Source organism: Salmonella sp. SAL04214, from assembly GCF_046550615.1.
Taxonomy (GTDB): domain Bacteria; phylum Pseudomonadota; class Gammaproteobacteria; order Enterobacterales; family Enterobacteriaceae; genus Salmonella; species Salmonella enterica.
In genome coordinates this window covers 166363-188002 of record NZ_JBGDXT010000010.1, presented here as the reverse complement: position 1 = coordinate 188002, position 21640 = coordinate 166363, and the positions used below count along the sequence as shown (strand labels likewise).

The 21640-nt window shown below is 52.5% G+C and carries 20 protein-coding genes and 2 pseudogenes; 8 read left to right on the top strand and 14 right to left on the bottom strand.

The annotated features are described in order from the left end of the window. Positions 1 to 662: 662 nt before the first annotated feature. Positions 663 to 986: pseudogene (locus tag ACLJQD_RS17480) on the bottom strand (ATP-binding protein); the annotation flags it as partial. Between the two features lie 3 nt (positions 987 to 989). Here ACLJQD_RS17480 and ACLJQD_RS17475 point away from each other — a divergent pair. After that, positions 990 to 1229: pseudogene (locus ACLJQD_RS17475) on the top strand (hypothetical protein); the annotation flags it as partial. 50 nt (positions 1230 to 1279) lie between these two features. Here ACLJQD_RS17475 and rclR read toward each other — a convergent pair. Next, on the bottom strand, positions 1280 to 2134 hold the full coding sequence (gene rclR, locus ACLJQD_RS17470) for a reactive chlorine-specific transcriptional regulator RclR (protein ID WP_017441636.1): 855 nt from the start codon (positions 2132 to 2134) through the stop codon (positions 1280 to 1282). A 215-nt stretch (positions 2135 to 2349) separates the two neighbouring features. On the opposite strand from rclR, the gene rclA reads away from it, so the two are divergent. The 3 genes from rclA to rclC all read left to right on the top strand — a co-directional run bounded on the left by rclA (position 2350) and on the right by rclC (position 4640). Then, on the top strand, positions 2350 to 3675 hold the full coding sequence (gene rclA, locus ACLJQD_RS17465) for a reactive chlorine resistance oxidoreductase RclA (protein WP_000195929.1): 1326 nt from the start codon (positions 2350 to 2352) through the stop codon (positions 3673 to 3675). A 155-nt stretch (positions 3676 to 3830) separates the two neighbouring features. Then, positions 3831 to 4067 carry a reactive chlorine resistance periplasmic protein RclB gene (gene rclB, locus ACLJQD_RS17460; protein ID WP_000922170.1) on the top strand — a complete coding sequence of 79 codons (237 nt, stop codon included), beginning with the start codon at positions 3831 to 3833 and terminating at the stop codon, positions 4065 to 4067. 12 nt (positions 4068 to 4079) lie between these two features. After that, positions 4080 to 4640 (top strand): reactive chlorine resistance membrane protein RclC, encoded by a 561-nt coding sequence (gene rclC / locus ACLJQD_RS17455; RefSeq protein ID WP_000362177.1) that lies wholly within the window; start codon positions 4080 to 4082, stop codon positions 4638 to 4640. A 78-nt stretch (positions 4641 to 4718) separates the two neighbouring features. Here the strand turns inward: rclC and ACLJQD_RS17450 are convergent, their stop codons facing one another. Continuing rightward, entirely contained in the window at positions 4719 to 5894 is a 1176-nt protein-coding gene (locus ACLJQD_RS17450) for a DnaJ family molecular chaperone (protein ID WP_001033453.1), read from the bottom strand. Between the two features lie 325 nt (positions 5895 to 6219). Between ACLJQD_RS17450 and pheP the strand changes: the two genes are divergently transcribed. After that, positions 6220 to 7614, top strand: coding sequence for a phenylalanine transporter (gene pheP, locus ACLJQD_RS17445; protein ID WP_000786288.1), 1395 nt, complete (start codon positions 6220 to 6222; stop codon positions 7612 to 7614). Positions 7615 to 7655: 41 nt separating this feature from the next. Here pheP and ACLJQD_RS17440 read toward each other — a convergent pair whose 3' ends face one another. Further along, positions 7656 to 8903, bottom strand: coding sequence for a mechanosensitive ion channel family protein (locus ACLJQD_RS17440; RefSeq protein WP_001156971.1), 1248 nt, complete (start codon positions 8901 to 8903; stop codon positions 7656 to 7658). 310 nt (positions 8904 to 9213) lie between these two features. Between ACLJQD_RS17440 and ACLJQD_RS17435 the strand changes: the two genes are divergently transcribed. Then, on the top strand, positions 9214 to 11184 hold the full coding sequence (locus ACLJQD_RS17435) for an autotransporter domain-containing esterase (RefSeq protein WP_017441637.1): 1971 nt from the start codon (positions 9214 to 9216) through the stop codon (positions 11182 to 11184). Between the two features lie 166 nt (positions 11185 to 11350). Then, positions 11351 to 14080 (top strand): sigma 54-interacting transcriptional regulator, encoded by a 2730-nt coding sequence (locus ACLJQD_RS17430; protein WP_017441638.1) that lies wholly within the window; start codon positions 11351 to 11353, stop codon positions 14078 to 14080. Between the two features lie 127 nt (positions 14081 to 14207). Here the strand turns inward: ACLJQD_RS17430 and ACLJQD_RS17425 are convergent, their stop codons facing one another. From ACLJQD_RS17425 to ACLJQD_RS17385, 9 genes are all read right to left on the bottom strand, one after another. Further along, positions 14208 to 15194 (bottom strand): SIS domain-containing protein, encoded by a 987-nt coding sequence (locus ACLJQD_RS17425; protein WP_017441639.1) that lies wholly within the window; start codon positions 15192 to 15194, stop codon positions 14208 to 14210. A 66-nt stretch (positions 15195 to 15260) separates the two neighbouring features. Beyond that, positions 15261 to 16304 (bottom strand): glutamine--fructose-6-phosphate aminotransferase, encoded by a 1044-nt coding sequence (locus ACLJQD_RS17420; RefSeq protein ID WP_077907239.1) that lies wholly within the window; start codon positions 16302 to 16304, stop codon positions 15261 to 15263. Between the two features lie 32 nt (positions 16305 to 16336). Then, positions 16337 to 17191: a PTS system mannose/fructose/sorbose family transporter subunit IID gene (locus tag ACLJQD_RS17415; RefSeq protein WP_000005802.1), complete on the bottom strand. Its 855-nt coding sequence runs from the start codon at positions 17189 to 17191 to the stop codon at positions 16337 to 16339. Between the two features lie 2 nt (positions 17192 to 17193). Next, positions 17194 to 17937, bottom strand: coding sequence for a PTS mannose/fructose/sorbose/N-acetylgalactosamine transporter subunit IIC (locus tag ACLJQD_RS17410; protein ID WP_000927523.1), 744 nt, complete (start codon positions 17935 to 17937; stop codon positions 17194 to 17196). A gap of 14 nt (positions 17938 to 17951) precedes the next feature. Continuing rightward, a complete protein-coding gene (locus tag ACLJQD_RS17405) occupies positions 17952 to 18422 on the bottom strand; it encodes a PTS sugar transporter subunit IIB (protein WP_000594177.1) in 471 nt (156 codons plus the stop codon). After that, the gene (locus ACLJQD_RS17400; RefSeq protein ID WP_001216659.1) at positions 18400 to 18849 is read right to left on the bottom strand and encodes a PTS sugar transporter subunit IIA; all 450 of its coding nucleotides are present in this window, start codon (positions 18847 to 18849) and stop codon (positions 18400 to 18402) included. Before ACLJQD_RS17400 ends, ACLJQD_RS17405 begins: the two co-directional genes overlap by 23 nt. A gap of 199 nt (positions 18850 to 19048) precedes the next feature. Continuing rightward, positions 19049 to 19702 carry an oxygen-insensitive NAD(P)H nitroreductase gene (gene nfsB, locus ACLJQD_RS17395; protein ID WP_017441641.1) on the bottom strand — a complete coding sequence of 218 codons (654 nt, stop codon included), beginning with the start codon at positions 19700 to 19702 and terminating at the stop codon, positions 19049 to 19051. Between the two features lie 96 nt (positions 19703 to 19798). Next, positions 19799 to 20167, bottom strand: coding sequence for an MmcQ/YjbR family DNA-binding protein (locus ACLJQD_RS17390; RefSeq protein WP_000348999.1), 369 nt, complete (start codon positions 20165 to 20167; stop codon positions 19799 to 19801). Beyond that, positions 20167 to 20748, bottom strand: coding sequence for a TetR/AcrR family transcriptional regulator (locus ACLJQD_RS17385; protein WP_000113609.1), 582 nt, complete (start codon positions 20746 to 20748; stop codon positions 20167 to 20169). The genes ACLJQD_RS17390 and ACLJQD_RS17385 overlap by 1 nt, the downstream gene beginning before the upstream one ends. Positions 20749 to 21036: 288 nt before the next feature. On the opposite strand from ACLJQD_RS17385, the gene ACLJQD_RS17380 reads away from it, so the two are divergent. Then, on the top strand, positions 21037 to 21378 hold the full coding sequence (locus tag ACLJQD_RS17380; protein WP_000155633.1) for a RamA family antibiotic efflux transcriptional regulator: 342 nt from the start codon (positions 21037 to 21039) through the stop codon (positions 21376 to 21378). Between the two features lie 6 nt (positions 21379 to 21384). On the opposite strand, the gene ACLJQD_RS17375 is transcribed toward ACLJQD_RS17380, so the two are convergent. Further along, positions 21385 to 21633: a DUF1158 family protein gene (locus ACLJQD_RS17375; RefSeq protein ID WP_000682497.1), complete on the bottom strand. Its 249-nt coding sequence runs from the start codon at positions 21631 to 21633 to the stop codon at positions 21385 to 21387. Positions 21634 to 21640 lie beyond the last annotated feature (7 nt).

The window sequence follows — 21640 nt, the reverse complement described above, 5'->3', positions numbered from 1 at the left end:
GAATAACTTCAACATTATGAAAATCAGCGGATTCGGAAAGGTCTGGAGTGTAGCACTACAAATTGCTTTGATCGATATAAACGATCAATAATATGATATTTGATAGTTTAAACTTATTGTTGTCTTATTAATTGATCGTTGTTACCGATCAATTGGGGCTACTGATTGCTAAGTGGGTTGGGACAAAAACGGGACACACAAAGCTTTGCATCGGCTTGCAAGGCTTTGCATGTTTTTCGAAGATGGGGCGAGTGAGCGCCGTAGTAATGGGATAACTTGTTGTTAGCTCAGGTAGTTCCAGGAACATCTAAGCCGTGGGTCGCAGGTTCGAATCCTGCAGGGCGCGCCATTTAACCTCTCAAAATTATGTTAATCCGTAAGCTTCTGCGGCGGCGACGTTGCGCCATCCGCAGTACGTGACGCTAATATGCAAATAATTAATTGCGTTTAATCTGTTTATGGTGCTCCTCAGCCTGGATCTCGTGGGAGAAAGAATGGGCATTATTCATCGATTGATGGATGACCATTGCTTTTTCATAGTCGTCCATTTCAGAAAAGGGTGTCGCATTTTCCACAGTAGTCGGGGCGCTGGGTTTCTGTGTCTGAGCCATTTGCTGATGCGCGAAGGCGTCACCGTTATTCATCATCTCATGCGCCGTGGCGGAGGTGACAGAAACTTTTCCCTGATGCGCAATGACGATGGATTTTACAATTGCCAGGCCTATACCGCGGCCTTCCCCTTTACGCTGGCGGGAGGGATCAACGCGATAAAAACGATCGAAAAGGCGCGGCAAATGTTCCGGCGCGATTGGCGTACCGGGGTTTTCAACAATAATATGTATCTGGTCGTCCGCTTCTTTTATCCGAAGAGTAATGGTTTTACCTGGCGGCGTATAGCGCATCGTATTAGAGAGTAAATTACTGATCGCTCTGCGCAGCATGATGGGATCGCCGGTGATTCAGCAGGCGCGGCCTTCAAAGCGCAAGCTCCCAACACCTTTTCGGCAGAAAAACTCGATGAGGCGCTTTACTACGAGGCGGTGCTCCGGGTGCGGCCAAAAGCCATAACGGTAGCGGTGATTATCGCCGGTCTGCTACCTGTTTTATGGGGGACCGGCGCGGGTTCTGAGGTGATGAGCCGTATTACCGCGCCGTTGCTGTCGCTGTTCATCATTCCGGCAGCCTACAAGCTGATGTGGCTGCGCAGGCATCGTCGCCTTGCGGCATAACGTGTGCACCCCGCCTGCGGCGTCAAACTGCAGGCGGGTTCAGTATACGTTTATCGTCCGAGCGCGCTGACCCGTTTGCGGTACTCGCCTGGTGTACAAGCGAATTCACGGACAAAAGCTTTGTGAAAAGAAGATTCGCTCGCATAACCTACCGACTCGGCAATCACCATCACCGGCAGCGCTTCACGCGACAGGGTCTGGGCGGCGATTTGCAGGCGCAGCGTTGTTAACACGGCTAAGGGCGTCGTAGCGGACACGTCGCGAAATAGCTGGGCGAAGCTCGCCCGCGACATGTGTACCCGTTGCGCCAGCGTTTCGACCGTCCAGGGATGCGCCGGTGTTTCCAGCATGTGAAGGATCACGCGGCCCAGCCGGGGATGCAGCAATAAATTGAGCACGCTTTTCGCTGTGCCAGCCTGCGATAGCCAGTCGCGAACGGCGAGGGTAAACAGCGTGGCGCACTGCTGACTGTATAAGACGTCAGCGCCGGGTAAATGGCGTTCTGACTCCTGCTGTAACAGCAAAATGGCGGCGTTAAGCCAGATACTGGCGGGGCTATGCGGCGGCGGGGCAAGACATAACACTTCTGGCAACGCGGTAAGGAAATAACGTGACGTCGTGTGCAGACGTAGACTACCGCACACGATATGTGTCGGTGATTCGCCAGACTGGCGCAAACGGTGGGCGGAGTTTTGCGGCAGAATCACCACCTTTCCCGGCGTAAGCGTCATGGCGTCGCCGGTAGGCATTTCCAGTTGCGCTTCGCCCTGCGTAACGGTATGCCAGCGAATCACCGATAGCTCGCCAGCGGCGTGCGGCAACTGCCAGTCGCCGCCTAACGGGCAATTCTTGTCGATTGAGCCCTGAGGGGCGTTAAGCGTCAATAGCCGACTAAGCGCATCCATATAGACTCCAGAACAGATTCTTTTTCAAAAATAGGGATCACCATTTCTGTCTCTGAACACTATATTTCGGACTTAATGTCATTTCCACCCTTGTTTTTGCTAACCGCTAATTTAGACGATAAGACAAAAAATGACGCGTTGCGGATACCCCTGTCTTTTTTGACGTTACTTATACTTGTCCTGACAAACAGATGGTGATTTGGCGGAGAAAGAAGATGACACAGTATCAGGCGCTCATTATTGGTTTTGGCAAGGCAGGAAAAACGTTGGCGGCAACTCTGGCGAAGACGGGATGGCGCGTGGCGATTATCGAACAGTCCGCCAGTATGTTCGGCGGAACCTGCATCAACATTGGCTGTATTCCAACGAAAACGCTGGTGCATGATGCGGAACGTGAGGGCGATTTTTCTGTCGCCATGCAACGCAAAGCGGCGGTCGTAAATTTTTTACGCGACAAAAATTTTCATAATCTTGCCGACCTGGACAATGTCGATGTGATTGAGGGAAGGGCGGAGTTTATTGATAACCATACCTTACGGGTATTTCAGGCGGACGGCGAGCGGGTGTTACGGGGAGAAAAGATCTTCATTAATACTGGCGCAGAGTCGGTGATCCCGGCTATTACGGGCTTAACAACGACGGCAGGGGTGTTCGATAGCACCGGGCTACTCAGCCTGAGCCAGCGTCCGGCGCGGCTGGGGATTTTAGGCGGCGGTTATATTGGCCTTGAATTTGCCTCAATGTTTGCCAACTTCGGTACGAAGGTCACTATCTTTGAAGCAGCGCCGCAATTCCTGCCTCGTGAAGATCGGGATATCGCGCAGGCAATTACCCGTATTTTACAGGAAAAGGGCGTCGAGCTGATTTTAAACGCCAACGTACAGGCCGTATCCTCAAAGGAGGGTGCGGTACAAGTTGAAACGCCGGAAGGCGCGCATCTTGTGGATGCCCTGCTGGTGGCGTCGGGGCGAAAACCGGCGACGGCTGGCTTACAGTTGCAGAACGCCGGCGTGGCGGTGAACGAACGTGGCGGGATCATCGTGGATGATTACCTGCGTACCACGGCGGACAATATCTGGGCGATGGGCGATGTTACCGGTGGGTTGCAGTTTACCTATATTTCACTGGATGATTTTCGTATTGTACGCGACGGGTTATTGGGAGATGGCAAACGCAGTACCCGCGATCGCCAGAACGTTCCATACTCCGTCTTTATGACGCCGCCGCTCTCTCGTGTCGGGCTGACGGAAGAGCAAGCGCGGGCAAGCGGCGCAACGGTGCAGGTGGTGACATTACCGGTGGCGGCGATCCCTCGCGCCCGTGTTATGAACGATACCCGTGGTGTACTAAAAGCGGTAGTGGACGTGAATACGCAGCGTATTGTAGGGGTGTCATTGTTATGCGTTGATTCTCATGAAATGATTAATATCGTTAAAACCGTTATGGATGCAGATTTACCTTATACGGTGTTACGCGACCAGATATTTACCCATCCTACAATGAGTGAGTCTTTAAACGATCTCTTCTCTCTCATTAAGTAAAACATAAATAACGTAGCCCTGTTAATCAGGGCTTTTTTTGCCTGTCAGGCTATAAAAATACGCCAGGACAAATATGCTGGCGTCTGAAAGAAAAGGCTTTAGTCAGGCATAACGTATTATAACACCATTGAAATAACCCACGACTGGAAATCTCGATGTTAAAAGTTACCACACTTATTGCTTCATTATTGGCTGCGCCGCTGGCGTTTTCCGCTTCCGCCCAGCCGCTAACCGACGTTGAATATATCAGCGTTTCTGCGGTGTCAGCAACGCCGTCAATGCTTGAAGACGCTATTGCCAGACTGGCGCAAAGTAAACAGGCGTCGTCATGGAAAATTACGTCAATGCGTATTGATAATACGGGTTACGCCACTGCGATATTATATAAATAAGGAGAGTCTGAGATGGATAAATATCTTCGCCTGTTAAGTCAGGGGGATCGGCTGGGGTTAACATTAATTCGCCTGAGTATCGCCATCGTTTTTATCTGGATTGGACTACTAAAATTTGTGCCCTATGAGGCAGACAGTATTACCCCGTTTGTGGCGAACAGCCCGTTTATGTCTTTTTTCTATGAACATCCTGAAGAATATCGTCAGCATCTGACTCATGAGGGCGAACTAAAACCGGAGGAACGCGCCTGGCAAACGGCCAATAATACGTATGCGTTTTCGGATGGTCTGGGCGTGGTGGAATTGATTATCGCGGCGCTGGTACTGGCTAACCCTGTCAGCCGCTGGTTAGGGCTGGCAGGCGGCGTGCTGGCATTCCTGACGCCATTTGTCACGCTGTCGTTTTTAATCACTACGCCGGAGGCCTGGGTTATGCCGCTGGGCGATGCGCATTATGGTTTTCCGTATTTATCGGGCGCCGGGCGGCTGGTATTAAAAGATACGTTAATGCTGGCAGGTGCGGTGATGATCATGGCGGACTCCGCCCGTTCGTTACTTTTACAGCGACAGTAGCGACCCTCTTACCCTCTTTATGCCGCGATTCGTCGGGTGGCGCTTGCGCCATCCGACAATGTGTTGATGAATGATGGACTACCCTGACAGAAGTTCCTGTTCCACCTGTTGAACCTGCGCCTCCAGCGTATTGCGAATTTCGGTTAGCGCCCGTTCCTGCTCGGAGAAATAGGCTTCCTTATCCGCAACGGAAGAGGCGAGCCGCCAGGCATTTTCCGTTTCCAGTTGCGTTATCTCTTTCAACAGCGCGTCGATTTGCGTGCGGAGCTGGCGTATTTTATGGCGCAGATGTTCCAGGTTATTTAGCCTGTCGCTTGCCATCATCGGTTCCAGGCCGCTTTGCAGCTGCGTCAATAACGCGCGAATTGCCGCCAGATCGGCATTCTGCCGCGCCTGATTAAGCTGTACCATCATCTGGTGCGCTTTTTCTTTCAATTCATCGGCGACCACATCCGGGTGACACAGGCGGCTGGCCTGACGCCACAAACGTTTTAATTCATTGCGTTCGTCAGCCGACAAACGTTGATCGCGAGCGTAGCGGAATTGCGCTTCCTGCTGCTGCTCCCGGTACTGGTGATAGTCCTGTTCCGCATTTTCCTGCGCCTGGCGGAATGCGCTGTCGTCCTGATGGGAAAAATCCGCTTCCAGCTCGCGAATTTCCGCCAGCAACGCGGTAATTAATTCCGTCTGCTGCTGGATTCGCTGACGGATGCCCACCGCTTCGCGCGAGGCAGCATTCAATCCTGTCCACTGCTGTTTTAGCGTTGCCAGTTGATCCACGGCCTGGGAAATAAATTGCAGGCAGGATTGATAATCCTTTTCCCGGCGTTTTATTTCGGCTTCTTGCTTACGCTGCATACTCACCGCGAGCTGTTTACGCAACTCCAGAATACGGCTCATCAACGGCCCGAGGCGCAGATGATAGAGGTCGTTGAAATCGTCGAGGATTTGTACCCGCGCATTTCGTTTGTCAATCAGATCGCGAAGTTGGGCTTCAAGCGCTTTCAGCTCCAGTTTACTGGCGGCAATAGAGGGATCTTGCCACGTCGAGAGCGCCCGTTGAGCCTGTAGCCAGGCGGCGATCTCTTGCATGGCGTCACTGAATCGACGAGCTTCAATCGCCTGGGCAATGGCGCTGATTACGGCATCCTGCGGCTCATTTTTCAGGTAGATGAGCTGCTGACGGATAATCTCTTCGTCCTCAAGTTCGATGGCGCTTTTGATGATCTCTAAACGTTTGATGATCTTATTCATGACGTTGATGCCTGGCGTGGCTCAAAAACGGATAACAGATACCAGGTCTGATTCACCTTTTTGAAAATACTGAAAAAATACTAAATGTATTCTGTAGGGTGTCGTACTTTTCGTCCAGAGTTATTCACATATTTTATACTCGGCGTCTGTCACCCGTAACGTTCTATATCGGCGCGCACTCTTTTCTTTTTACTGCCCGCGACATCTTTTTTTACACGATAACGTTAACGTCCAGAGTTGAGCCTTGACAAACGATTGCGCCTTGCGGCAGCGAGAGCGAAATGTTAAAAGGTGCCCCTCAATAAAAACGATACAGGGGTAGGACGTGAAAAACGCGTCAACTGCATCCGGCGCCAGCGTGTCGGATGCCGCGTCGAAGAATGAACCGACGCTTCAACGGGGGTTGCAAAACCGCCATATTCAGCTAATTGCGCTGGGCGGCGCCATTGGCACCGGACTGTTTCTGGGCATCGGCCCGGCGATTCAAATGGCGGGGCCGGCTGTTTTGTTGGGCTATGGCGTTGCCGGGATTATCGCTTTTCTCATTATGCGCCAGTTGGGTGAAATGGTTGTGGAAGAGCCGGTTTCCGGATCGTTTGCCCACTTCGCCTGGAAATATTGGGGGCCGTTTGCGGGCTTTTTATCGGGCTGGAACTATTGGGTCATGTTTGTGCTGGTCGGGATGGCGGAGCTGACCGCGGCAGGCATCTATATGCAGTACTGGCTGCCTGACGTACCAACATGGGTATGGGCGGCGGCGTTTTTTATTATCATTAATGCCGTGAATCTGGTGAACGTTCGTCTGTATGGCGAAACGGAATTCTGGTTCGCGCTCATTAAAGTGCTGGCGATTATCGGCATGATAGGTTTTGGTCTGTGGCTGCTGTTCTCCGGCCACGGCGGCGAACATGCCAGCATTGATAACCTCTGGCGTTATAACGGTTTCTTCGCTACCGGTTGGCATGGTTTGCTTCTGTCGCTGGCGGTGATTATGTTTTCTTTTGGCGGACTGGAGCTGATCGGCATTACTGCGGCGGAAGCGCGCGATCCGCAAAAAAGCATCCCGAAAGCGGTGAATCAGGTGGTATACCGTATTTTGCTGTTCTACATCGGTTCGCTGGTGGTGTTGCTGGCGCTCTATCCGTGGGTAGAGGTGAAATCCAATAGCAGCCCTTTTGTAATGATCTTCCATAACCTGGACAGTAATGTGGTGGCTTCGGCGCTGAATTTCGTTATTCTGGTCGCGTCGCTTTCAGTATATAACAGCGGCGTTTATTCGAATAGCCGAATGCTGTTCGGCCTGTCCGTACAAGGCAATGCGCCGAAATTTTTAACCCGCGTCAGCCATCGCGGCGTGCCGGTGAACTCGCTGATACTTTCCGGAGCGATTACCTCGCTGGTGGTGCTGATCAACTATCTGTTGCCGCAAAAAGCGTTTAGCCTGTTGATGGCGCTGGTTGTCGCGACGCTATTGCTAAACTGGATAATGATTTGTCTCGCGCATTTACGTTTTCGCGCGGCGATGCGTCGTAAAGGGCGCGAGACGCAATTTAAGGCGCTGTTCTATCCCGCCGGAAACTATTTGTGCATTGCGTTTCTGGCGCTGATTCTGGTGTTAATGTGTACGATGGACGATATGCGATTGTCGGCGATTTTGCTGCCGGTATGGATTGTATTCCTGTTTATCGCGTTTACCGTTTTGCGCCGTAAGGCTCATTAACTTTTTTGCCCGATCCCATGCTCATGCGATCGGGCAATCCATTAATGCCGCAATGTCCCTGACAGCGCACGAATATCGCTGCCGGTCGGCGTCTGATGAATACGCAAGCCAAACTCTTCCACCACGGCAAAAATATGGTCGAAAATATCGGCCTGAATGCTCTCATATTCCAGCCACACGACGGTATTGGTAAAGGCGTAGATCTCTATCGGCAAACCATGATCGTCAGGCGCCAGTTGGCGTACCATCAGCGTCATGTCTTTACGGATGCGAGGATGGTGGCGTAAATATTCGTTCAGATAGGCGCGAAATGTCCCAATATTGGTCATGCGGCGGTGATTTAAGGCTGATTCCGGCGCATCCAGTTGTTTATTCCATTCATCGATTTCCTGATGACGGCTGGTAAGGTACGGCTTTAACAGTTGCGCGGTTAACAGCCGCTGTTTTTCATCATCATCCAGAAAATGGATACTGGTCGCGTCAATATTAATGCTGCGTTTAATCCGGCGTCCGCCGGACGCAGACATGCCGCTCCAGTTTTTGAACGAGTCGGAAACCAGTGACCAGGTGGGAATGGTGGTGATGGTATTATCCCAGTTGCGTACTTTTACCGTGGTTAAGCCAATATCAATGACCGCGCCATCTGCGCCATATTTTGGCATCTCCAGCCAGTCGCCCAGTTTGAGCATATCGTTGGCGGAAAGCTGTATACCGGCAACCAGGCCAAGAATCGGGTCTTTAAAGACCAGCATTAATACCGCGGCCATCGCGCCCAGCCCGCTGATTAAAATTGCTGGTGACTGGCCAATCAGCAGTGAGATCATCAGAATGCCGACGATAATTGCGCCGATGAGCTTAATGCCCTGAAATATTCCTTTTAGCGGCAACTGAGAGGCGGCGGGCCATTTTTGCGATAGATTGAAAATCACGTCCAGCAGAGAAAATAACGACAGCAGGGCGTAGGTCATAATCCATAACTGCGCGCAGGTCGTCAGGATATCCGCAGCCTCACTGCCTTTTTGTAGCCAGAGCGCGGCCTGAATATTGACAATGATGCCTTGTAGCGTAAAAGCCAGACGATGGAATAATTTATTCTGGGTAATAATTTGCAGCCACAGGCGGGAACTGGCGCTGGCGCGTTTTTCGAAAGCGCGCAGTACTATCCAGTGCAAAATAATATGCACGACAACTGCTGTCAGAAAAATAATACCAAATATCACCACCAGCGACGTGGTGTGATTCATTTCAATTCCCGCTAAATCTTCTACCTGGGATATCAATTCCTGCATAATCTCTCCTTTATAAACAGCAGCCTATGATGACTGCTGAATGGCATTTATGCAAATCAGGACGCCTGCGCTTCAGGCATAATCAGCAACAGACGGGTAAAAGCGCCTCTGGGGTTATCCATACGCTATATTTTATCCAGCGCCCTGTAAACGTCGTTATTTTACGCGGTTCCCTCTTTTTGAACAGGCGCCAGTTCGTCAACAATGGATGAAAACATTTTAACCAGAATGCTTAAAACGATTGCAATGTTTCTGTCGGATGATGATTAGCATCGTCGTACCTATCAACAATAACATTAAGGAACATCGGATGACCCAAAAGCGTACCCTGCTAAAATACGGCATACTCTCGCTGGCGCTGGCCGCGCCATTATCTGCCTGTGCGTTTGACTCTCTTACGGTAATTGGCGATAGCCTTAGCGATACCGGAAATAACGGTCGCTGGACCTGGGATAGTGGTCAAAATAAGCTCTACGACGAACAGTTGGCCGAACGATATGGGCTGGAATTAAGCCCTTCCAGCAATGGCGGCTCTAATTATGCCGCCGGCGGCGCGACGGCGACCCCGGAATTAAACCCGCAGGATAATACCGCGGATCAGGTACGGCAGTGGCTTGCCAAAACGGGGGGAAAAGCCGACCACAACGGTTTGTATATTCACTGGGTAGGCGGAAATGATCTGGCGGCGGCCATCGCGCAACCAACCATGGCACAGCAAATAGCCGGTAATAGCGCCACTAGCGCGGCGGTGCAGGTAGGGATGTTACTGGATGCCGGCGCCGGGCTGGTCGTGGTGCCAAACGTACCGGATATTAGTGCGACGCCAATGCTTCTGGAGGCGGTAATCACCGCCGGGCTGGGCGCAGCGGCGCCCCCGGCGCTAAAAGCGGCGTTAGAGGCGCTGGCGGAGGGAGCTACGCCTGATTTCGCCAGTCGGCAACAGGCGATCCGCAAGGCGTTGCTGGCGGCGGCTGCAACGGTAAGCAGCAATCCATTTATTCAGCAACTGCTCGTTGAGCAACTGTTGGCGGGCTATGAAGCGGCGGCAGGGCAGGCGTCAGCTCTGACCGATTATTATAATCAGATGGAAGAGAAGGGGCTGGAGCAACACGGCGGCAATATAGCCCGTGCCGATATCAACGGCCTCTTTAAGGAAATTCTTGCCAACCCGCAGGCGTTTGGTCTGACAAATACCGTAGGTATGGCCTGCCCGCCGGGCGTATCCGCTTCAGCGTGCTCCTCGGCAATGCCTGGATTTAATGCGTCGCAGGACTATCTGTTTGCCGATCATTTACATCCCGGTCCGCAGGTCCATACCATTATTGCGCAATATATCCAGTCGATCATTGCCGCGCCGGTACAGGCGACATACCTGAACCAAAGCGTTCAGTCGATGGCGCAAGGCAGTCGTACCACGCTTGACAGCCGTTATCAGCAGCTTCGCCAGGGGGAAAATCCTGTTGGTTCGCTGGGCATGTTCGGCGGATACAGCGGGGGATATCAACGTTATGATAATAATGAGGCCGACGGGAACGCTAATCATAATAATCTGACGGTTGGCGTCGATTATCAGCTTAACGAGCAGGTACTGCTGGGAGGGCTGATAGCCGGTTCTCTGGATAAGCAACATCCTGACGATAATTATCGTTATGACGCCCGCGGTTTTCAGGCCGCCGTATTCAGCCATTTGCGCGCCGGTCAGGCGTGGCTGGATAGCGATTTACACTACTTGTCCGCCAAATTCAGTAACATACAGCGCAGTATCACGCTCGGCGCGCTAAGACGGGTGGAAGAGGGCGAAACCAACGGTCGGCTGTGGGGCGCGAGGTTAACCAGTGGTTATGATTTTGTCATGATGCCGTGGTTAACGACCGGACCGATGCTGCAATATGCATGGGATTACAGCCACGTTAATGGTTATAGCGAGAAGCTCAATACCAGTACATCAATGCGTTTTGGCGACCAAAACGCCCATTCGCAGGTGGGTAGCACTGGCTGGCGTCTGGATCTCCGCCACAGCATCATTCACTCCTGGGCGCAGATTAATTATCGCCGTCAGTTTGGCGATGATACGTATGTGGCGAATGGCGGCCTTAAATCGACCGCGCTGACGTTTAGCCGCGACGGAAAAGCGCAGGATAAAAACTGGGTTGATATCGCGATTGGCGCAGATTTTCCGCTGTCGGCAACGGTGTCCGCTTTCGCCGGGCTGGCGCAAACGGCAGGGTTAAACGATGGCAATCAAACCCGTTATAACGTTGGGTTTAGCGCCCGATTTTGATGACACGCCAGGGAGGGCCAACCCCGTTCGTTCGTGACACGATGAGCCGAAAGCGCAACGGTAAGTTTTATAAAAAGTAAGTATTTTCAAAAATGTGGGTGAAGCCTGTGACGTCGTTTGTAAATTATCGTATAAGCGGAGTTTACGTTTTTGGCGGGGCGCAGGTATGAATAAAGAGTCCATATTTCGTCAGTTGGAGCTACGGCTGGCCGGATGTTCACTAACAGCCGACGCGTTAAGCGGGTTTAGCGCAATGGCGATTGCCGACAGTCTCAGGCAAAAACGCAGCATTATTAGTCACCATCTTAATAACTTGCATCGTGAGCAGCGGGTGGTCAAAGTGAATAGCCGCCCGGTGCTGTTCCTGCCCGTCGAGGCGCTACGTCGTCACCACCGGCTGGCGGTTCGACAGGGGGATTACGCGTCCATTCAGGCGCTGTGCGCGGAGCGGCAGGACAGTCTGGAGCTGCTCATTGGCGCGCAGGGCAGCTTGCAGGAGTCCCTGCGTCAGTGTAAGGCGGCGATCAGTTATCCCGGCGCGGGCTTGCCTTTGCTGCTGCGCGGCCCGACGGGGACAGGAAAAAGTTTTTTGGCGCGTCAGCTTTGGCAGTACGCCATCGAGCAGGGCATTTTGCCCCCGGAGGCGCCCTTTACCGTGTTTAACTGCGCCGAATACGCTAATAACCCGGAATTGCTGACGTCAAAATTATTTGGTCATGCCAAAGGTGCGTTTACCGGCGCAGACAGAGCGGTATCCGGGTTAATTGAGACCAGTAATGGCGGCGTATTGTTTATCGATGAAGTGCACCGTTTACCGCCGGAAGGGCAGGAAAAACTGTTCCATTTTATGGATAACGGCACCTGGCGTCGCTTAGGCGAAAGCAGCGATGAACGCAGCGCCACGGTACGTCTGATATTCGCCTCTACCGAAGATCTGGAAAAGCACTTTCTGGCGACATTTATTCGCCGGATACCGGTCATTGTCAAAATTCTGCCTATCGCCGAACGCGGACAGTATGAGCGGCTGGCGTTTATTCACCATTTTTTTCGTCGCGAGGCGCAGCGTCTTCATCACGATTTGTCGCTGGATAGTGAAATTATCAGCCAACTGATGCAGGAGACCCTGGAAGGGAATGTCGGCGGCCTGGAAAATCTCATTCGTAATATTTGCGCCAGCGCCTGGACTTTCGGCCAGCGTGACGATGGGGTACTGGAAGTAAAAGCCGGGCAACTGCCGGATCGTCTGCTGATGGAGGTGCCCTTTACCGTTCCGCAGACGGCGGAACGCGTCATGATTTATCGCGAAGGTGGCGTTTTTCCGCGAGTTTCCGGTCAGCATCAGGAATATTTACGGTTGACGGAAAACATTTGCGGCCTGTGCGAAGAGCTGGCGCAGGAGAATATTTCCGCACGGACGTTTGACAAGCTGGTCTATCAAAACCTCACGTTATATCTCGATGCCTTAATGAATAAAGAGAGCCCTCGCGCTCGTCAGGACAAGCGGCTGCGTTTTATCGAAGATGTCGGGAAAGCGATCGCTGCACATTACGATCTCGAACTGAATGCGGAATTCGCTTATCTCACTGGACGTTATCTTACCAGCCTGCCGTTAACGCCGGTGGAGGCGTCGCCATCGGTTCGCCATGTGATGCTGCGCTGGTTGGAGGAGGCGCCGGGGCTGGCGCAGCGTGTGGCGCAAAAACTGCTGGACGTGGTAAATAATAAATATGATTTGTTGATCGACACGCTCGACAGACTGGTCGTGGCGGCCATAGTCAGTAATGCCATTGACGCCACCAGCGGCGGTAAGGTAAAAGCGCTTATCATCGCGCATGGTTATTCGACCGCCAGCAGCATTGCAGGCGTGGCGAACCGTCTGATTGGCGAAAAGATTTATCATGCGATGGATATGCCGATGGAGGTCGCGTTTAGCGATGTCAGCCGGGCCATTGTCGATTATCTCCAGCATACGGATACCCGCGCAGGCGTCATGGTGCTGATCGATATGGGATACACCAAAGAGATCGCCGATGCGCTTTTGAGCGTAATTCATGGCCCGCTGGTGGTGGTCGATAACGTTACGACGCGTCTGGCGCTGAACGTGGCCAGCGAGATCGCGCTGCAAAAAAACATCGAACAGATCGCCGAAGAGATCGTCCCGTTAAATCAGTCGCGCTGGGATGTCTTCTGGCCCGCGCAGAAAAAAGCGCGCGCGCTGCTGGTGACCTGTATTACCGGCATCGGGACGGCGTTTAAATTTAAAAATTTGATGGAAAAAAGTCAGTTGACCGACTTTGATATTAATATTATCGCCTGTGAATATACCCGTTTGAAAAACAGCCGGATGGCGGCCTCGTTGCTGAATCAGTATGAAGTGATTGCGGTTGTCGGCACCATTGACCCGCAGCTGGCGGGCGTTCCCTGGGTGGGGATTGAAGAGCTGCTTGGCGAGCAGGGGTATGCGCATTTAAGTCAGTTATTAAGCGGTTATCTTAACGATAAACAAATTGCGTTAATTAATAAAAATATGGTTCGCGAATTTTCGTTGCATAATGTGGTTAATTCGCTGACCATTCTCAATGCCAATAAGACGATAGGGCATATCGAAACGATTATTGCCGAATGGCAAAATACGCTGGGCTTCAGCTTTAATAATAATTTGATTATTAGTTTATATGTTCATTTGAGCTGTATGATTGAGCGACTGGTCATGCGCAATGAAATTACCCACTATAAAAACATGACGGAATTTAACGAGCGGCATGGTGAATTTATCGTGATGGTAAATCATTCGTTTCAGCGATTGAAAATTCTTTATAACGTGGCGCTGCCGGTAGCGGAAATTGGCTATATCCACGATATTTTCGAATTACGGATAGAGGATTTTCGCTGGTAGCCGCGGTAGTTCAGGAAAAAAGGGGCGCTAGCGCCCCGCAGAAGAAAGGCCTGATGGCGCTACGCTTATCAGGCCTACAGATCGCTTTGTAGGCTGGATAAAGCGAAGCCGCCATCCGGCATAACTATTAATATTCAACTTTCCACATATACCGGCGGGTGGTCAGTGGGTGATTACGGGCTGTCGCCAGAGCGAGGTTATAAACGTCCAGCACACAGTTGTGCAACAGACCGCAGAAGTATTCGCCAACGTCGGTGGACAGATCCTGAACGCCGAGTTTATCCGCATCGATCAACTGCAGTTTTCCCTGATAGCGTTCAATAAAGCGAATCGCACGATCGTCCAGCGGGCGAGTACGACCACTGCTTTGCAGCAATATAAACGGCGTGCCCGGCTCGGTGATTTCGAACGGTCCGTGGAAATACTCTCCGCTATGTATGCTGGCGGAGTTGATCCACTGCATTTCCAGCAGAATACAGATAGACTCCTGATGCGCGGCGCCGAAAGAGGGGCCGCTGCCCATCATATAGACCACCTTCTCATCCTTCCATTCGGCGGCGAAACGCTGAGCATCTTCTTGTACCTGCCGTTGGGCGCCGTGAACAACGTCGCTAAAGCGCCCAAACGCGCTGACTAACTCATCGTATTGCGCATAGCCCTCTGTTTGGGCGAGAATTTCCAGCGCCAGCCACAGGCTGTATGCGGCTTTTTGTTGTGCAGGGTCGACCGTTTCCGGATAACGCGCCCACTGATATTCAATGATGTAGTCGCTGTATTCGCACAACGGCGTGTCAGGTTGGTAAACCAGACCGATGGTCGCCGCTCCTTTTTCACGCGCCACGCGGGCAGCTGCGACGGTTTCCGCCGTATTGCCCTGCTGCGAGGCAAGAATAACGACGCTATTTTTTCCTAATGCTTTTGGTGTGGCGTGGACAAATTCATTACTGGTGATATAACCGACAGCCAGTTTTGACGCTTCACAGTCCAGAAAGTATTTCCCTGGCCAGAAGCCGGTTAATGAACCGCCGCAGCCGACAAACCAGACGCGTTCAATGTTTTGTTTACCTAAAATATCGCTAATAATACGGCGGGCATTTTCATGAGCAACAGACATATTTATCTCCTTAGCGTGTAGCGCGTCCTCCGCAACAGCGCGGATAATAACGAACATTAATAAAAATTAAATTTCTTGCTTACTTTTCATTTTTTGATGGAATTGCGGATCTTTGGGTATCGCCGGATTAATGCCTTTTTGCGGGGGTAATATCGCGCATAGCATTTGTAGCGGAATGATATATTCAAAGACGGCAAAGTCCTCATCATTGACAAACGGGAAATTCAGATTCAGACCATTATTTTCTACCTGCGAGCCGATGCGGTAAATAGACGGCGTCCACTCACCGAGTATTTGCGCCAGCCGATCCTGACGTGCGTCAGGCTGCGGGTCGAGCATAATGAGTGCGGATTGCGCATTAAAGGCATTGTAAATACCGTGAATAAACTCCTCGAATTCGTAGCCCGACACCGGGCAGCGCAACGTCTCCAGCATCTTGAGAGCACCCTCCTGCACCGTACCGAACAGCGTTGCCGGGCCGGTCAGACGAATATCTGCGCTATCGCGCAGCGCCAGCGCATTGGTTTGCGCCCACGCCTGCGAGGCGGTAATCAGCGCGGGCAGGTGGTTAAAGGTCTTTTCCATCCGCAGCAGCAGTGACCGGCGCTGTTCGCCGTCCAGCCGCTGTTGCTGCCCGGCGACGGCGAGCGCCAGCAGCATCAAATTGAGAACCGTGCAGTGATAGCCTTTTGTTTTCGCGCCAGCGGTTTCTTCGCCGCAGGGAACGGTAAGGATATAATCCGCCGCCCGGTCGATAGTCGCAGGCGCCACGCCAGCCATTGAGGCGGTGATATGACCAACATTGCGGGCGCGCTCCATCGCCGCCAGCGTTGAGAGGCTGCCGCCGCCCTGGGAGATGCCGACAACCAGCGCCTTGCCGCTGCGGGCAAGCGTCTCGTCGTCAAGCATAAACGGCCAGCAGACATCCACCGGCAATGCGCACCAGCGCTGCATAAACGCGCGAGCGGTCAACGCGCCGTGGTATGACGTGCCGGAGCCTGTCAGAATAATGCGGGTGACGCCGCGTTCCGTTAGCGCCTGCGCCGCGCGCCAGAGATCTTCCCGCGTCTGCGTCAGCATCTCCAGCAGGCGAAGGGGCGTCTCGTTCATATAGTCTTCTACTTGCATAGTGTTACCTCTCGTCAAAGCAGGCCCAGCGCGCTGGCAAGAAGCCCAAACGCGACGGTGCCTAACAGGATCCAGTTAATGTTCACGCCCTTACGGATAAGTTTGTACATGCCGAGCGTGAAGAGCAGCGGCAGCAGGGAAGGGAGGATTTTGTCAATAAAATCCTGCACTTTCATGGTAGTCTGCCCGGCGGTAAAGCTCAGCGGGGTTGTAATGTCGATCATGCTGGCGGTCATGGCGCCGACGACCATCAACCCGACGATTGACGCGATATAAGTCACCCTGTCCATCAGCCCGCTTTGCCAGAGGCGCATCAGCCAGGTGGTCCCCGCCCGGTAGCCCAGTTTGAGGGCGTACCAGCGGCAGAGGATGTGCGGAATGTTATAGACCAGTAGGGCGAGAATCGGCCCCAGAATGCTGCCCTGCTGGGCAAAGTAGATCCCCATCCCGGCGGCGATAACTTTCAGCGATCCCCAAAAGATGGAATCGCCGATCCCGGCCAGCGGCCCCATCAGGCTGGTTTTAACGGCATTGATCGACTCTTCGTTAAAGTCCGGGTTGCGTTGATTTTCCTCCTCCATCGCAATCGACAGGCCAAAGACAAACGTTGACAGATGCGGCGTGGTATTAAACAGCACCAGATGGCGCTGTAAGGCGCGCCCCAGTTCGGCGGGGTCCTGGTAGATACGCTTTAGCGCTGGCGACATAGCGAAGGCATAGCCCATATGCTGCTGGCGTTCATAGTTCCACGATCCTTGCAACGTAAAGGAGCGCCAGAACACGCTGCGTAAATCGCGGGCGGTGATGCGGCTTTCGCTTTGCGAGTGAGCCTGTGCGTCGTCGATCAGGGTCTGCGTCACTTCACTCATGATTAGCCCTCCTGTTGGGATGTGTTAAGAAACTGGCTGATAATGAAAGCCAACACCACGGCAAACAGCGCGATGGCGATGATGTCCAGTTTGGTATATGCGGCGATCAGAAAGCCCAGCCCAAGGTAAGGCATTAATTTGCTGCTAAGCATCATGCTGATCAGCAACGCGAAACCCAGCGCCGGCAAAATCTTACTGGCGACAACCAGGCCATTGGTAATAAAGGCGGGAATGGCGTCGAGGAACCAGGTGACGGCGGCAGAACCGAGCAAAATGGCGAAAAAGACCGGCAGAAAACCGCTTAGAAAATAGAGCAGCGTTGGGCCCCCCAGGTGCATAACGGCAACCATCCGGGTATTACCCTGCGCCGCATAACGATCGGCCATGTGGCCAAAGCGGGCGTTAACTACGCGCACCAGGACGCCGAGGGTCTGCGCCAGCATAGAGATAGGAATCGCGATGGTCAGCGCCGCTTCGGGCCCGCGCCCGGACATAATAGAAAACGCGGTCGCCAGTACCGAACCGGTGACGACATCAGGCGGTACCGCGGCGCCGATAGCGACATTACCTAAAAAGATCAGTTCCAGCGTCGCGCCGATCAGAATGCCTTCGTGTAAATTGCCGCAGACCAGACCGGTGAGGGCGCACATCACCAGCGGACGGTCAATCATCGACACGCCGAGTAAACGCCCGTCAAGAATGCCCAGTGCGGCAATCAGGCCGAGCAGCGTTGCGGTGAGCAACATAGTGACCTCCAGGTTCAGAGTTTATCGTTAAGCAATTCGGCGGAATGGGCCGGAACCTGGCGCATTTCCAGACGGATGCCTTTGGCTTTTAGCGCCTGGCTATCGGCAATCTCCTGCTCGGTCAGGTATATGGCTTTGCCGAACTGCTGCGCGCCCTCTTTTTGCGCGATACCGCCGTAGTTGATAACGCTAATCCCTGGCACTTTCTCGACGAAGGCGAGGGTTTCAGCGGTATTTCCCAGCACCACCATCACTTTTTTGTGATCCAGCTTGCCGCTGGCGAGTTTTTCCGCCGCCTGTTCCACCGTGATAATGTCCAGCGACACGCCAGCGGGTTTTGCCAGACTTAATGACATAGAGACAAACGCGTCGCCGGCGGCGTTGGCGTTAGCGACGATGATATGGTCGATATCCAGCGCCCGGGTCCAGGCGAAGACCACCTGGCCGTGCAGCAGGCGGTAATCAATGCGCACTAATTTGATCATGGGATTCTCCCTGTAGGTCAGCGGATGGTTGTGTTATTAGCGTGTTGATAAAGACAATGGATTCACGCGCCGCATTGGTGGCGTAGGTAATGGCCGCGTCTGTGCTTTCTTCTTCACAGAGTAAAAACTCCAGCAGCAGGGTCATGTTGACGCCAGCCACCACAAAAACGTGACGGTGACGCATCAGCACTTTCGCGGCGCTATTGTTGATGCTGCCGCCGAGCAGATCGGTAAACACCACCACTTCTTCGCCGTTGGCTTGCGCGATCAGATTTTCGAGGGTTTGTTCAAGCTGCTCCGTGGTGACAATATCGCCATCGTAGGCGCAAACCGGTGTCACGCCGTGTTCGTCGCCAATCAGCAGCGATAGACTGTTAATAAGTCCGCGGGCAAAAGGGCCATGGCTGGCTACATAAACATGTCTCACCCGTTTTCTCCTTCATCCAGATAGGGGGTATCCAGATATGGCAAACGGCGTGCCAGTTTTAAATGTTATTTATTTTCAATGTCTTGAAAGAGAAAGTTAACACTAGCGATGTAAAACCTGGCACTTCGCGCCATTGATCATTGGGGAACCTGGCAGAAAGGTGAAAAAAGCCGGACGGGCGTCCGGCTTAGGCAGGGGATTAGACTTCCGTCAGTGTGGTTTCAAGCGGCAGACGTGATTTCGGCAGCCCGGCGTTGAAATCCTCGACGCTATGATGGCCGACCGGCACCACGACCAGACTGGTATAGCCTTTTTCTTTCAGACCAAATTCAGCGTCGAGCACCTCGGCGTCGAAACCTTCAATGGGGACGGCGTCGAGACCCATCGCGGCGACGCCCAGCAGAAAGTTGCCGACGTTCAGATAGACCTGTTTCGCCATCCACTGGTGGTCATCTTTTAGCGAGACGCGGTGCATATCGGCGAAAAAGCGGCGACCTTTATCATTTGCTGCTTTAGCTTCCGGCGTAGCGAAACGGCCATCGGCTTCTTCCTGATCGACGACGCGCTCAAGCCATGCGTCATCCATTGCGGTTTTCGCGCAGAAGACCACCACATGGGAGGCGTCCAGCATTTTGCGTTCGTTGAACGTGTAGTTTCCGGCAGCGGATTTTGCTACGCGCGCTTTGCCTTCTTCCGTACTGGCGACAATAAAGTGCCACGGCTGGGAATTGGTGCTGGAGGGGCTGTACTGTAGTAGTGTTTTTATTTTATCCGCTTCTTCGGCGGTCAGTTTTTTGCTGGGATCGAACGCCTTAGTGGAGTAGCGCTTTAAGGCGACAGAAACGATATCCATAAATGCTCCTGGTTGGTTTAGTACCCTTTTGTATCAGCAGGGTACCGGGTTATCGGTAAAAAGATAAGGGAGGAAAATGCGAAAACGGTTATTGCATCAGCGCGGCCGCAGGCGCAGTTGCTCTCTTTTAGGCAGCCCGTCTACGACCAGATTCCATGAGTCATTTATCAAATCGTTGAGTAGCGAGACGGTGATATCCTCGCCCGCATAGACTGAAATCCAGTGTTTCTTATTCATGTGATAGCCAGGCGCAATGCTGGGGTAAATTTGTTGATTTACCAGGGACTTTTGGGGATCCGACTTCAGGTTCACCACTGGGCGACAGTGATGTTCAGTGAACAGCATGAATATTTTGCCGCCGACTTTAAACACATCGTACTGTGGGCCGAAAGGCCAGCAGTGTTCGGTAAAAGGCAGTTCCAGCGCAAAGCGTTTTGCCCAGGCGTGCAGTGTTTGACCGTCCATTATTGCTCCTCGCGAGTCAGCGCGCGCCACATGGCTTCGAATCCCAGCGCAATATATTCGCCAGCGCGAGCGGGATCGCGCGCGGCGAAATCCATTGTTGTTTCAGCCAGCGCCAGAAAAAGGCCGTCGCCGAAGGCGCGGTACTCATCCGACATAAATACCATCAAAACGGAACGATGACATAAATCGCGCAATTCGGGGAACATATCGTCGGCCCGTTGTTCCGTCTCTTTGGTGAGCTTTTCGCTGACGGCCAGTTGACGGATCGCCCGATGGCGCGCGGGATGGTTCAGACCCCAACTGATGTAACTGTTCCAGATAAAACGAGTCATCATTTTGGCATCGGTAATGGATCGATCCAGCTCCATTATCATTGACTGGCAGAGATCCTGCTTTAAATGCAAATACAACGTGTTAATCAGCTCATCTTTGGTCGCGAAATAGCGAAACAATGTTCCTTCTGCAACACCTGCGTTACGTGCAATCACCGCCGTTGAGGCGGCGATACCGGATTGCGCTATCGCCTGGGTTGCCGCTTCCAGTAATGCTTGTTTTTTGTCTTCACTCTTCGGACGAGCCACTACACGTTACCCTTATGTCTGTAAAAACATGATTGAATCATGCCCGTTGTCGCGTCGCAACGGTGAATGTCAACCTTTGAAAAGTACCTTGACGGCGTATCTTTGCTTTCTATAATGAGTGCTTACTCACTCATAATCAAGGGCTGCCGCATGAAGTGGTAGAAAAGCATATTGCAGGCCATGCGATAAGCCGTCTCACAATTTGTGTGGTTATTACTATGCTTATTGCTGTTGCCGTAAATGTGCGGTGCGGGAGCCGCTGACGAGTTTGATAGAGGGGAGAGCACGATGACCATTTCCGCTCAGGTTATCGACACGATTGTCGAGTGGATTGATGATAATTTGAATCAGCCGTTACGTATTGATGATATTGCCCGTCATGCGGGATATTCCAAGTGGCACCTGCAGCGCCTTTTTATGCAGTACAAAGGGGAGAGTCTGGGGCGCTACGTGCGTGAACGGAAGCTAAAACTGGCGGCGCGCGACCTGCGCGACACCGACCAGAAGGTGTATGATATTTGTCTCAAGTATGGTTTTGATTCGCAGCAAACCTTTACGCGCATTTTTACCCGCACGTTCAACCTGCCGCCAGGCGCTTATCGTAAAGAAAAGCATGGCCGTACGCATTGAAATGTTTTAATCGGCCAGCGAAAACCAGCGCCGCCAGATAAAGCGAATAACATAATATTCCAGCGCGCCGAGCAACAGAAACCATAAACAAAACAACAAAGTATAAAGCTGGTTGAGATCCATAAGATGAAAGATCCCGACCAGTTTTTGCGCCAGCGCAAGGCCGAGCGAAGGGGCGGGCAGCAGCAGGCTGGAGAGCAACGCCATCAGCAAAATACCGGCAGCGGTCATCAATGATTCAAGCGGGTGTTTCATGGCTTTG

Coding starts and splice junctions, on each gene's coding strand:
- ACLJQD_RS17440 (WP_001156971.1), bottom strand. CDS start 8,903: ATGCAGGAATTGATATCCCAGGTAGAAGATTTAGCGGGAATTGAAATG.
- ACLJQD_RS17405 (WP_000594177.1), bottom strand. CDS start 18,422: ATGATCAAATTAGTGCGCATTGATTACCGCCTGCTGCACGGCCAGGTG.
- ACLJQD_RS17410 (WP_000927523.1), bottom strand. CDS start 17,937: ATGTTGCTCACCGCAACGCTGCTCGGCCTGATTGCCGCACTGGGCATT.
- rclR (WP_017441636.1), bottom strand. CDS start 2,134: ATGGATGCGCTTAGTCGGCTATTGACGCTTAACGCCCCTCAGGGCTCA.
- ACLJQD_RS17435 (WP_017441637.1), top strand. CDS start 9,214: ATGACCCAAAAGCGTACCCTGCTAAAATACGGCATACTCTCGCTGGCG.
- ACLJQD_RS17415 (WP_000005802.1), bottom strand. CDS start 17,191: ATGAGTGAAGTGACGCAGACCCTGATCGACGACGCACAGGCTCACTCG.
- ACLJQD_RS17390 (WP_000348999.1), bottom strand. CDS start 20,167: ATGGACGGTCAAACACTGCACGCCTGGGCAAAACGCTTTGCGCTGGAA.
- ACLJQD_RS17425 (WP_017441639.1), bottom strand. CDS start 15,194: ATGTCTGTTGCTCATGAAAATGCCCGCCGTATTATTAGCGATATTTTA.
- rclB (WP_000922170.1), top strand. CDS start 3,831: ATGTTAAAAGTTACCACACTTATTGCTTCATTATTGGCTGCGCCGCTG.
- ACLJQD_RS17380 (WP_000155633.1), top strand. CDS start 21,037: ATGACCATTTCCGCTCAGGTTATCGACACGATTGTCGAGTGGATTGAT.
- ACLJQD_RS17420 (WP_077907239.1), bottom strand. CDS start 16,304: ATGAACGAGACGCCCCTTCGCCTGCTGGAGATGCTGACGCAGACGCGG.
- ACLJQD_RS17430 (WP_017441638.1), top strand. CDS start 11,351: ATGAATAAAGAGTCCATATTTCGTCAGTTGGAGCTACGGCTGGCCGGA.
- ACLJQD_RS17375 (WP_000682497.1), bottom strand. CDS start 21,633: ATGAAACACCCGCTTGAATCATTGATGACCGCTGCCGGTATTTTGCTG.
- rclA (WP_000195929.1), top strand. CDS start 2,350: ATGACACAGTATCAGGCGCTCATTATTGGTTTTGGCAAGGCAGGAAAA.
- nfsB (WP_017441641.1), bottom strand. CDS start 19,702: ATGGATATCGTTTCTGTCGCCTTAAAGCGCTACTCCACTAAGGCGTTC.
- ACLJQD_RS17450 (WP_001033453.1), bottom strand. CDS start 5,894: ATGAATAAGATCATCAAACGTTTAGAGATCATCAAAAGCGCCATCGAA.
- rclC (WP_000362177.1), top strand. CDS start 4,080: ATGGATAAATATCTTCGCCTGTTAAGTCAGGGGGATCGGCTGGGGTTA.